The organism is Cupriavidus sp. SK-3 (genome assembly GCF_000611145.1).
Taxonomy (GTDB): Bacteria; Pseudomonadota; Gammaproteobacteria; order Burkholderiales; family Burkholderiaceae; genus Cupriavidus.
Genome location: NZ_JFJV02000004.1, coordinates 1 through 11,806 on the forward strand (window position 1 = coordinate 1; position 11,806 = coordinate 11,806).

The 11,806-nt window shown below is 63.5% G+C and carries 10 protein-coding genes and 1 pseudogene; 10 read left to right on the forward strand and 1 reads right to left on the reverse strand.

Annotated elements, in window-relative coordinates:
* Positions 1–86: 86 nt before the first annotated feature.
* The 9 genes from ltrA to cysM all read left to right on the forward strand — a co-directional run bounded on the left by ltrA (position 87) and on the right by cysM (position 10,171).
* The gene (gene ltrA, locus CF70_RS00155; RefSeq protein ID WP_035858784.1) at positions 87–1,787 is read left to right on the forward strand and encodes a group II intron reverse transcriptase/maturase; all 1,701 of its coding nucleotides are present in this window, start codon (positions 87–89) and stop codon (positions 1,785–1,787) included.
* 165 nt (positions 1,788–1,952) lie between these two features.
* Positions 1,953–2,276, forward strand: a complete 324-nt coding sequence (locus tag CF70_RS00160; protein WP_035858787.1) for a lipopolysaccharide assembly protein LapA domain-containing protein — start codon at positions 1,953–1,955, stop codon at positions 2,274–2,276.
* A 3-nt stretch (positions 2,277–2,279) separates the two neighbouring features.
* Positions 2,280–3,524, forward strand: a complete 1,245-nt coding sequence (lapB, locus tag CF70_RS00165; RefSeq protein ID WP_035858790.1) for a lipopolysaccharide assembly protein LapB — start codon at positions 2,280–2,282, stop codon at positions 3,522–3,524.
* A gap of 42 nt (positions 3,525–3,566) precedes the next feature.
* A complete protein-coding gene (locus tag CF70_RS00170) occupies positions 3,567–4,940 on the forward strand; it encodes a UDP-glucose dehydrogenase family protein (RefSeq protein WP_035858793.1) in 1,374 nt (457 codons plus the stop codon).
* A gap of 70 nt (positions 4,941–5,010) precedes the next feature.
* Entirely contained in the window at positions 5,011–5,958 is a 948-nt protein-coding gene (gene rfaE1, locus CF70_RS00175) for a D-glycero-beta-D-manno-heptose-7-phosphate kinase (protein ID WP_051647932.1), read from the forward strand.
* A gap of 40 nt (positions 5,959–5,998) precedes the next feature.
* Positions 5,999–6,994, forward strand: coding sequence for an ADP-glyceromanno-heptose 6-epimerase (rfaD, locus tag CF70_RS00180; RefSeq protein WP_035858797.1), 996 nt, complete (start codon positions 5,999–6,001; stop codon positions 6,992–6,994).
* A gap of 220 nt (positions 6,995–7,214) precedes the next feature.
* The gene (locus CF70_RS00185; protein WP_035858802.1) at positions 7,215–7,583 is read left to right on the forward strand and encodes a ComEA family DNA-binding protein; all 369 of its coding nucleotides are present in this window, start codon (positions 7,215–7,217) and stop codon (positions 7,581–7,583) included.
* Positions 7,584–7,859: 276 nt separating this feature from the next.
* On the forward strand, positions 7,860–9,170 hold the full coding sequence (locus tag CF70_RS00190; RefSeq protein ID WP_035858804.1) for a solute carrier family 23 protein: 1,311 nt from the start codon (positions 7,860–7,862) through the stop codon (positions 9,168–9,170).
* 98 nt (positions 9,171–9,268) lie between these two features.
* The gene (gene cysM / locus CF70_RS00195; protein WP_035858835.1) at positions 9,269–10,171 is read left to right on the forward strand and encodes a cysteine synthase CysM; all 903 of its coding nucleotides are present in this window, start codon (positions 9,269–9,271) and stop codon (positions 10,169–10,171) included.
* 95 nt (positions 10,172–10,266) lie between these two features.
* Here the strand turns inward: cysM and mltB are convergent, their stop codons facing one another.
* Positions 10,267–11,373: a lytic murein transglycosylase B gene (gene mltB / locus CF70_RS00200; protein ID WP_035858808.1), complete on the reverse strand. Its 1,107-nt coding sequence runs from the start codon at positions 11,371–11,373 to the stop codon at positions 10,267–10,269.
* Between the two features lie 118 nt (positions 11,374–11,491).
* Between mltB and CF70_RS37170 the strand changes: the two are divergent.
* Positions 11,492–11,806 (forward strand): annotated as a pseudogene (locus tag CF70_RS37170) (histone deacetylase family protein); the annotation flags it as partial.

The window sequence follows — 11,806 nt, forward strand, 5'->3', positions numbered from 1 at the left end:
AATTTTCTTCCCTTGAGGGGCAACTGTCCCTCAAGGGGCATGTTGTCTCTTGATTTTGGGGAAGATCCTCAAGATAGGAGAGCAGCATGGAAGCATTGATCCGCAAGGATGAATCTGCGCCCTCCGGCGTACCGCAGCGATGGGGCGACATTAATTGGCGCCGTGTTGAACGGAACGTTCGGGTAATGCAGATTCGAATTGCGAAGGCAACACAGGAAGGGGACTGGCGCAGGGTGAAAGCCCTGCAACGGTCTCTGACCCGCTCGTGGTCCGCCAAGGCATCGGCGGTGCGGCGAGTGACGGAGAACCAAGGTGCGCGGACAGTAGGTGTTGACCGCGAACAGTGGAACTCGCCTGAAGTCCGGTGGGAAGCCATCGGGCGGTTGAAGCGCCGGGGGTATCGGCCCATGCCATTAAGGAGGGTCTTTATTCCCAAAGCCAACGGAAAGGAGCGCCCTCTGGGCATTCCGACCATGTTGGATCGAGCCATGCAGGCCTTATACCTGCTGGCGCTGGAACCGGTGTCCGAAGGGACGAGCGATCCGAACTCGTATGGGTTCCGGATCAATCGTTCCACTGCGGACGCCATGTCTCAGCTATTTGTCTCGTTGTCCCAAAAGGCTTCCGCCCAATGGGTGTTAGAGGCAGATATCAAGGGTTGCTTTGACCATATCAGTCACGGCTGGTTAGATCGCAATGTCCCGATGGACAAAGTGATCCTGCAAAAGTGGCTGAAAGCTGGCGTGGTATTTCAGGGCCAGTTTCAGGCGACCGAGGCCGGAACACCACAGGGGGGCATTATTTCCCCGACTCTGGCGAACGTGGCATTGAACGGGTTGGAACGGCAACTGGTGGAGTTCCTCAGGACAAAGCTAGGGGTCAACAACACGAAGAAGTTGAAGGTGAACGTTGTGCGCTATGCGGACGACTTCGTGATCACCGGCAATACGCCGGATGTGTTGGAGCACGAGGTGAAGCCGTGGGTAGAGCAGTTCCTAGCAGTACGGGGGCTGACGCTATCGACGGAGAAAACGCGGATTGTCCACATTGCCAACGGCTTCGACTTCCTTGGGTGGAATTTCCGGAAGTACTCGGGAACGCTGCTCATCAAGCCGAGCAGGAAGAACGTGCAGACGTTCTATCGCAAGGTGAAGGGGGTAATCAGTGCTAACAAAGCGGCGAAGCAGTCGGATCTGATCGAACTGCTGAACCCGATGCTAAGGGGCTGGGCGCAGTATCACAGTCCAGTGGTTGCGAAGGCGACGTTCACACGCGTGGAGCATGCGGTATTTAAGGCTCTATGGCGATGGGCGAAACGGCGACACCAAGGAAAGAACGCCGATTGGGTGCGGAAGAAGTACTTCGCATCAGTCGGGGAACGGAACTGGGTGTTTGGGACCAAAGCAAGGGACAAGAACGGCAATAGCTATTGGACGGAGTTGTACCCGCTTGCGGGGACGCCCATTCGACGGCACAAGAAGATTCGAGGGGATTACAACCCCTTCGATCCAGCGCAGGAGCGCTACGGCGAGACGTTGCGGCAGGAGCGCATGCAAGCAAGCATGACGCACCGAAAGCAATGGATCAAACTGTATGTGTCCCAGCGAGGCTTGTGTGCGGTGTGTCAGTGCAAGATAACCAAGGAAACAGGATGGGAAGATCATCACATCGAATCCCGCATGCTTGGGGGTTCCGATGCTCTAGGGAATCGTGTGCTGCTGCATCCGAACTGCCATATCCAAGTTCACCACCACGGCCAAACTGTTGTGAAACCGGTGTTTAATTAACATTTTGTAGAGGCTTGAGCCGTATGCGGGGAAACTCGCACGTACGGTTCTTAGGGGGGGACAGATCAGCAATGATCTCGTCCCTACCCTACCACCGAGGGGCGTCGCCCGCCGGCGATCGCATCACCGGAGTCCGAACCATCCCATCTTCCGCATGAAGCCCGCATGAAACTTGTCGCCTGGATCATCCGTATCGTCCTGTTCGCGCTGCTGTTCGTGCTGGCGCTGCGCAATACCGCCGATGCTTCCCTGCAACTCTTCTTCGATGCCGTCTGGCGAGCGCCGCTGATCCTGATCCTGCTGGCCGCTTTCGGGCTGGGCATCGTCGCTGCGCTGGCGGCGGTAGCGCCCGCGCTGATGCGCCAGCGCATGGAAGCGAACCGGTTGCGGCGCGCGCTCGGCGAGGCGCGCAGCCAGGCGGCGGAAGGTGCCCGCGAACCACAGGCGGGCTCCGGCATCCCTTACAACGTAGTTGGCCCGAAAGTTTGACCAATGATTTTTGAAACCTGGTGGCTGCTCGCGCTGCCGCTCATTTTCGGCCTCGGCTGGATGGCTGCGCGCTTTGATGCGCGGCAGCTCATGAGCGAACAGGGCGCGCTGCCGCGCTCCTATTTCAAGGGGCTGAACTTCCTGCTCAATGAGCAGCCCGATCAAGCCATCGATGCGTTTATCGAGGTGGCGCGGCTGGACCCCGAGACCACCGAACTGCACTTCGCGCTCGGCGCCCTGTTCCGCCGGCGCGGCGAAACCGAACGCGCCATTCGCGTGCACCAGAACCTGGCCAGCCGCGAGGATCTCCCCGATGCCGAGCGCGAGCACGCGCTCTTTGAGCTGGGCCAGGACTTCCTGCGCGCCGGCCTGCTTGACCGTGCCGAGGAATCGCTGCGGCGGCTGATGTCGGGCCCGTATGCGGCGCCGGCCAAGCATGTGCTGCTCGAACTTTACGAAGTCGAGAAGGAGTGGAAGAAGGCCATCGAGGCGGCACGCGAACTTCAGCCGCTGGAGCAAAAGGACTACAGTTTGCAGATCGCGCAATTCTGCTGCGAACTGGCGCAGGATGCGCTGCAGCGCAAGCAGCCCGAGGACGCGATCGGCTGGTTGGAGCTGGCAATCAAGGAAAATCCCGCCAATGTGCGCGCGCCGATGCTGCTGGGCGACGTGGCCATGGCGGCAGGCGACGCACAGGGCGCGCTTGGCCACTGGCTCGGTATCGAGCGGCAGGATGCCGCCTACCTGCCGCTGGTGGCGGACCGCGTCGTCAAGGCTTATCGCCAGCTCGGCGATGACGGGCGGGCGGTGGAATGGCTGCGCGGCTTGCTCAAGACCAATCTGGCGGCCGAGTTGCTGGATATTGCGTATCGCGCCGAACTCGAACTGCATGGTGCGCATGCCGCGGCGGTCTTGATGCGCGAGCAACTGCGCCGGCAGCCGTCGCTGCAAGCGTTGACCAAGTATTTCGAGGCGCAGGCCGCCGAGGTCGCCGCAGCTGTGGGCGAGGCCAACGGCGCGGCAGAGGCGGGCACCGCCGTGGCGCAGGCGCCTCAGGCGACCGTCCACGATATCGACCAGGAGCAGGAGGTGTCGGCGATTCGCGACCTGCTGCAGAATCGCACGCGTAACCTGGCGCGCTATACCTGCCGCGAATGCGGCTTCCGCGCGCGATTGTTCTATTGGCAGTGCCCTGGCTGCAACCGCTGGGAAACTTACGCGCCGCGCCGTAGCGAGGCACTGGGCTGACGCTGTTGCGTCGCACGCCAATCCCTATCTGGAGTACAAGCTATGAAAGTCACCATTATCGGCAGCGGCTACGTCGGTCTAGTGACCGGGGCCTGCCTGGCCGAACTGGGCAACGATGTGTTTTGCCTGGACGTCGATGAACGCAAGATCGCGCTGCTCAATGCGGGTGGCGTACCGATCTACGAGCCGGGCCTCAAGGAACTGATCCAGCGCAATCGCGAGGCGGGGCGGCTGACGTTCTCCACCGATGTGGCGGCCAGCGTGGAGCATGCCGATGTGCAGTTCATCGCGGTCGGCACGCCGCCCGACGAGGACGGCTCCGCCGATCTGCAATATGTGCTGGCGGCTGCCCGCAATATCGGCCGGCATATGACGGGCTTCAAGGTGGTGGTGGACAAATCGACGGTGCCGGTCGGCACCGGCGACCGTGTCACCGAAGCCATTCGTGCCGAACTGGGCGCGCGCGGCCTGGAGGATCTGCAGTTCTCGGTGGTGTCGAATCCCGAGTTCCTGAAGGAAGGCGCCGCGGTGGAGGACTTCATGCGTCCCGACCGCATCGTGCTGGGTTGCGATGCCGACGTGGCGGGCCGCCATGCCAAGGCGATCATGCGACAGTTGTACGCACCGTTTAACCGCAACCATGAGCGCACCTTCTATATGGATGTGCGCTCGGCCGAGTTCACCAAGTACGCAGCCAACTCGATGCTGGCCACCCGGATCTCGTTCATGAACGAACTGGCGAACCTGGCGGACGAGGTCGGTGCGGACATCGAACTGGTCCGCATGGGCATCGGTTCCGATCCGCGCATCGGCTATAGTTTCCTGTACGCCGGCGCCGGTTACGGCGGCTCGTGTTTTCCCAAGGATGTGCAGGCGCTGATGCGCACCGCCAGCGCGCATGGCAAGCCCATGCGGGTGCTCGAAGCGGTGGAAGCGGTCAACGATGCGCAAAAGCAGGTCCTGGCCGACAAGGTCGTGCGGCGCTTCGGCGAGGATCTCGCAGGCCGCACCTTTGCGATCTGGGGGCTGGCCTTCAAGCCCAATACCGACGATATGCGCGAAGCGCCGTCGCGGGTGCTGGCGCGTGCGCTGATTTCGCGCGGTGCCGCGTTGCGCGTGCACGATCCCATTTCGATGGCCGAGGCCCGGCGCGCGCTGGAAATCGATCTCGCTGATATCGAAGGCGGCTTTGCGCGCGTGCATTTCAGTGATGCGCAGATGGATACGCTCGATGGCGCCGATGCGCTGGTGATCGTCACCGAGTGGAAGGTGTTCCGCAGCCCGGATTTCAACCAGATCAAGCGCCGCCTGAAGACACCCGTCATCTTCGACGGACGCAATCTGTACGAGCCCGAGGCCATGCAGGAATCGGGCATCGAATACCATGCGATCGGGCGGCCGACCACGACGCGCTGAACCGCAACCCAACGGGAACGACAAGCCAACGCCCCGGCTGACGGACCGGGCAGTGTTGCCAAGGATGTCCATGAGCAAGAACCATATTCCGCAGCAACAGATCAATCAATCGCGCATCCTGGTGGCGGGCGACATGATGCTCGACCGCTATTGGTTCGGCGATGTCGAGCGCATCTCCCCGGAGGCGCCGGTGCCGGTCGTGCAGGTAAAGCGTAGCGACGAGCGCCTTGGCGGCGCCGCCAACGTGGCGCGCAATGCCGCCGCGCTGGGCGCTCAGGTCGGCATGCTGGGCGTGGTCGGCGACGACGAACCCGGCCGTACCCTGGAGGCGCTCCTGAACGCCAGCCACGTGCAGCCCTACCTGCTGCGCGACGCCAGCGTCAACACCACCATCAAGCTGCGCGTGATGGCGCACCAGCAGCAGTTGCTGCGGGTCGATTTCGAGAACGTCCCGGCGCACGAAGTGCTGGCCTCCGTACTGGATAGCTTCCAGGCCTTGGTCAAGGAATACAAGGTACTGGTGCTCTCCGACTACGGCAAGGGCGGACTGGCCCACGTGGGCCGCATGGTCGAGACGGGCCGCGCAGCGGGTTGCATGGTGCTCGTCGATCCCAAGGGCGACGACTATTCGCGCTATCGCGGCGCCACGCTGATCACCCCCAACCGCGCCGAAATGCGTCATGTGGTGGGTGCCTGGAAAACCGAGTCCGATCTCACCATCCGGGCCCAGAACCTGCGGCGGGAGTTGCATCTCGAGGCGTTGCTGCTGACCCGTTCGGAAGAGGGCATGACGCTCTATACCGAAGCGGAGGTATTGCACGTTTCGGCGCAGGCGCGCGAAGTCTATGACGTGTCCGGTGCTGGCGATACCGTGATCGCCACGCTGGCGACCATGCTGGGGGCGGGCGTGCCACTCAAGGAAGCCGTGCAGCACGCCAATCGCGCCGGCAGCATCGTGGTGGGCAAGCTGGGCACCGCGGTTGTCACCTATCCTGAATTGTTCGGCACGCCGGCGTAATGTCCGCGCTGTCTTCTGGCTCGATTGAGCCCACACGACCATGACCATCATCGTTACCGGCGCTGCCGGCTTTATCGGCAGCAACCTTGTCAAAGGCCTGAACGATCGCGGCGAAGACAACGTCGTCGCCGTCGACAACCTGACGCGTGCCGACAAGTTCCACAATCTCGTCGACTGCGAGATCCGTGACTACCTGGACAAAGGCGAGTTTCTCGAACGCTTCACGCGCGGCGAGTTCGGCAAGGTGCGCGCGGTCTTCCATGAAGGCGCCTGCTCGGACACCATGGAGACGGATGGCCGCTACATGATGGAGAACAACTTCCGCTACACCAAGGCGCTGATGGATGCCTGCCTGGAACAGGGCACGCAATTCCTCTACGCCTCGTCGGCCGCGACCTACGGTGCCTCACAGGTGTTCAAGGAAGAACGCGAATACGAGAAGCCGCTGAACGTCTACGGCTACTCGAAGTTCCTGTTCGACCAGGTGGTGCGCCGCACGTTGCCGACCGCGCTGTCGCAGATCGTGGGTTTTCGCTACTTCAACGTCTATGGCCCGCGCGAAGCGCACAAGGGGCGCATGGCATCGGTGGCGTTCCACAATTTCAACCAGTTCCGTGCCGATGGCACCGTGAAGCTGTTCGGCGAGTATGGCGGCTACGTACCGGGTGGCCACACTCGCGATTTCATCTCGGTGGAGGACGTGGTCAAGGTCAACCTGTTCTTCCTGGATCACCCGGACAAGTCGGGCATCTTCAATCTTGGCACCGGCCGTGCGCAACCCTTCAACGATATTGCCGCGACCGTGGTCAACACGCTGCGCGAAGCCGATGGCCGTCCCCACCTGACACTCGACGAGATGGTGCAGGAGGGTCTGGTGGAATACATCAAGTTCCCCGATGCGTTGCGCGGCAAGTATCAGTGCTACACGCAATCCGATGTCTCGCGCCTGCGCGGCGCCGGGTACAAGGAGCCGTTCTACACAGTGGAAGAAGGCGTGTCGCGCTATTGCCGCTGGCTGCTTCAGAACAAGGCCTGAGATCGCAAAATGCGCGATCCGCTTTGCCGCCCTTGACGGAAACACCTCGGTAGCGTTGAGGTGAACTTTTGTTGCAGGGCGCGCCAAGGCGGCCTGCCGCTCCTATCCTCCGTGGTGGCCCCCCCCCGCCCGCCCCGGGCCCCCCTGCCGCTCCTATCCTCCGTGTTGCCTCGTCCGGACCGGGCGAGGCAACCTTCATAAACGGATAGGAGAATCTCCCATGTTCAAGCAAACTCTGACTGCTTCCAAGCAGGTATTGCTGGCGGCTGCCGTATGGTTTTCGCTGTCGGGCGCCGCGCTCGCGGCGGTCGATGTGAATACCGCCGATGAAGCCGCGCTGGTTTCGCTCAAGGGCATCGGGCCGGCCACGGCCAGCACCATCATCAATGAGCGCACCAGGGGCGGGCCCTTCAAGGATGCCGCGGATCTCGCGGATCGCGTCAAGGGCCTCGGGCAGAAATCGGTCGTGCGTTTGCAGGAGGCCGGCATGACCATTGGCGCCGGCAGCGCCACCGCGCCGAAGGCCGCGGTGGCCGCGGCCCAGAAGGATGGCAAGGCGGAGAAGCCGCCGGTCAAGGCTGCCCGCTAAGGCGCCGGCGGGCTCGCGGCCGCGACGCCCGCATCGTCCGTATTTGCGCATCGAAGCCCCGGCCTGGTCCGGGGCTTTTTGCCGCCCGCGCACCGGTGCGGACGGCAGACGCTGGTATGGCTCGTGCTAGTTCCGCGTGGCTTCGCACGATTGCGGTCGCGCGGTATCATGCGGACGCCGCGGCAGCCTGAGCCGGCCGCGCGGCCAACATAATCCAAATCGAGCCGGACCTGCTCACGCATGCGGGGGCCAGGCCAAAAAAACGGGAGCAGGACAATGGGAAATAACGAGGACGCGGGATTCCTGCCCAAGTGGCGGCTAAAGACCCACGGCGTGATTGCGCCTGATGAGCGTCTGCCTGCCGGCCAGACGCTCCTGGCGGGGATCCAGCATGTGGTGGCGATGTTCGGCTCGACGGCGATCGCGCCGATCCTGATGGGTTTCAATCCCAATATCGCCATCCTGTTTTCGGGCATCGGTACGCTGATTTTCTTCCTGTGTGTGCGCGGCAGGGTGCCCAGCTACCTGGGCTCCAGCTTTGCCTTCATCGCCGTGGTGATCGCCGCGACCGGCTATGCCGGCAGCGGACCCAATCCCAATATCCCGGTGGCGCTGGGCGGCATCATCGCCGCCGGCGTGCTCTACCTGCTGATCGGGCTGGTGGTGCAGGCGGTCGGATATCGCTGGGTCGAGCGGCTGATGCCGCCTGTGGTGACGGGGGCCATTGTGGCGGCGATCGGCCTGAATCTTGCGCCGGTGGCAGTCAAGGCCGTCAGCGGCGCCACGCTTGACACCTGGGTGGGGCTGGCCACGGTGCTGGCCGTGGGCACGGTGGCGGTGCATGCGCTGGGCATGTTGCGCCGGCTGCCGGTGCTCGTGGGTGGCTTGTTCGGCTATGTGCTGTACTACATCTGCACCAACGGGCTGGGCATGGGCAAGGCCATCGACTTCTCCGGCGTGGCCGCGGCCAGCTGGTTCGGCCTGCCGGTCTTCGCGTCGCCGGTGTTCCAGGCCAGCGCCATGCTGCTGATCGCACCGGTGGCCATCGTGCTGGTGGCGGAAAACCTCGGGCACATCAAGGCCATCAGCGTGATGACCGGCCGCAATCTCGACCCGTACATCGGCCGCGCCTTTATCGGCGATGGCATTGCCACCATCATTTCGGCCAGCGGGGGCGGCACGGGCGTGACCACCTATGCCGAGAACATGGGCGTGATGGCCGTGACCAAGATCTACTCCACGCTGATCTTCGTGGTGGCGGCTGTGGTGGCCCTGGTGCTTGGCTTTTCGCCCAAGTTCGGTGCGCTGATCCTGACCATCCCGGGTCCGGTGATCGGTGGCCTGACCATTGTCGTGTTTGGCCTGATCGCCGCCACCGCGGGGCGCATCTGGGTTGAGAACAAGGTCGATTTCTCCAATTCGCGCAACCTGATCACGGTCGGCGCCACGCTGACCGTGGCGGCCGGCGACCTGACCCTGAAGCTGGGTGGCATGACGCTGGGCGGCATCGGTACCGCCACCTTCGGTGCCATTCTGCTCTACCACCTGCTGGGCAACAGCAAGAACGAAGCCGAGGCGAAGGCCTGATTGGCCGCGGCGTGGCGGGCTGCGATGTCCGTCCACGCCGGCAACGCGGGTTTCGGGACTGGATTACAATGTCCGCCGACATTGGAATCCCGCTCACCATGGCCTACAAGACGATTGAAGACACCATCGGCAACACGCCGCTGGTCCAACTGCAGCGCATCCCCGGTGCCGCCGGCGCTCCGCGCGGCAACGTGATCCTCGGCAAGCTCGAGGGCAACAACCCGGCGGGCTCGGTCAAGGACAGGCCGGCGGTGTCGATGATTGCCCGCGCCGAATCGCGCGGGCGCATCAAGCCGGGCGATACGCTGATCGAAGCTACCTCGGGCAATACCGGCATTGCGCTGGCCATGGCGGCCGCCATTCGCGGCTACAAGATGGTGCTGATCATGCCGGAAGACCTGAGCATGGAGCGGCGCCAGAGCATGGCAGCCTATGGCGCGGAGATTATCCTGACCCCGGTCAAGGGCGGCATGGAATACGCGCGGGACCTCGCCGATTCCATGGAGCGTGATGGCCGCGGCGTGATCCTCGACCAGTTCGCCAACCCCGACAATCCGCTGGCCCACTACGAGACCACCGGTCCGGAGATCTGGCGCGATACCGAAGGGCGCATCACTCACTTCGTTTCCGCGATGGGGACCACCGGCACCATTACCGGCGTGTCGCGCTACCTGAAAGAGCAAAGCGCGGCAGTGCAGATCGTTGGCGCGCAGCCGGCCGAAGGCTCACGCATCCCGGGCATCCGCAAGTGGCCGGAGGCATACATGCCGAAGATCTACGACTCGAAGTACATCGACCGCACGGAGGCGGTGAGTCAGGGCGATGCCGAGCACATGGCCCGCCGCATGGCCCGCGAGGAAGGCATCTTTTGCGGGATTTCCGCTGCAGGTGCGTTGTGCGTAGCGGTGCGCATCGCCGAGGAAGTGGAAAACGCGACCATCGTGTTCGTGGTGTGCGATCGCGGTGACCGCTATCTTTCTACCGGGGTGTTTCCGGCCTGAAGCACGTTGTTTCGCGCACCAACAAAAAGCCCCGCACATCGTTGCGGGGCTTTTTGCTTTTTTTGCGTTTGCTTCCGGCGGGTGGGGCGGCGAAGTCAGCCCATCGCCGCTTTCACGGCCTCGCCCAACTGGTAGACCGCCAGCGCGTAGAAGAAGCTGCGGTTATAGCGCGTCAGCACATAGAAATTGCGCAGGCCGAGCATATAGTCAGCGGTTTCGCCCGGTGTGGGCAGGTCAACCACCAGCACGCCGGTTTCGCCCTCGCGCGCCAGGTTGATCGGCTCGTCCACGCGCAGGCCGGCCTTGAGCAACTGATTGAGCGTGCGGGTGGGCCACGGCTCGCCGTCGGCAGCGGCGGCAGCGATGCCGCGGCTGCCCTCGTCGGCGGCAATGCGCCAGACCACCGGGCGGCCCGGTTCCCAACCATGCAATTGCAGGAAGCGCGCAACGCTGCCGATCGCGTCGGTGGCGCTGTTGCGCAGGTCGATATGGCCGTTGCCGTCGTAGTCGATGGCGTACTCGCGCAAGCTGGTCGGCATGAACTGCGGGATGCCGACGGCACCGGCGAAGGAGCCCAACACCGAGAACACATCGGTATTGGTGTCCCGGCACCACAGCAGGTAATCGGCCAGCTGGTTGCGGAACAGCGTCGTGCGCGCTTCGCGGTTAGGTACGTCGGGATAGTCGAACGCCAGCGTGGAGAGCGAATCGATCACGCGGAAGGTGCCCATGTCGCGGCCATAGATGGTCTCGACGCCGATGATGCCGACGATCACCGAAGCCGGCACGCCGAACTCTGCCTCGGCGCGGCGCAGCGTGTCGCGGTTCTGCTGCCAGAAGCGCACACCCGCGTCGATGCGGATCGGCTCGATGAAACGGGAACGGTAGGCGCGCCAGCTTTTGCGCCCCGGCGTGGCGGGCGGCATGATCAGGCGCACTACCGTGGACGAATACACGGCCTGGCCGAACCAGGCTTCCAGGGTCGGGCGAGCAAAGCCGTGGCGCGCCACCATCTCGTCGATAAAGGCGCGGCTCTTGGGGTTGTCACGATAGCGACCCGGCTCGATCTCTTCTTCGCGCATGCTCACGCGGCGCTTGCCGGCGGCTAGCAGGGCGGGGGAGACGCCGCACAAGCTCAATGCGGCAGCGGAAAGTGCGGCGCCCAAAAGCGGGCGGCGCAGGGAGCGCTGGGTGTCGTTCATGGTGTCCTTTGCAAGTGGCCACGAGTATAGCGGATGGTGCCTGTGCGGCACCCCGCTGGGTAGCCGGCGCGGCATGTGCTAACGTAACGAATGGAGACCACGAATAAAGCAATAAGACATGCCCACAGGCTATTACACGCATCCCGAGTTCCTGCTGCATGAGATGGGGCCGTTCCATCCGGAATGCCCGGAACGCCTGCAGGCTATCGAAGACCATCTGATCTCGCACGGCATGGACGGCCTGCTCGACCGGCGCGAGGCGCCCGCCGCGAGCGCCGAGCAGATCGGGCGTGTGCATCGCCCGGAGTACATGGCCTCGCTGGCCGCCGCGAGTCCCGCCAGCGGCTATCATCCCATCGATCCCGATACCCTGATGAACTCGCATACGATGGCTGCCGCCACCCATGCGGCGGGCGCGGCGGGGGCCGCCCCC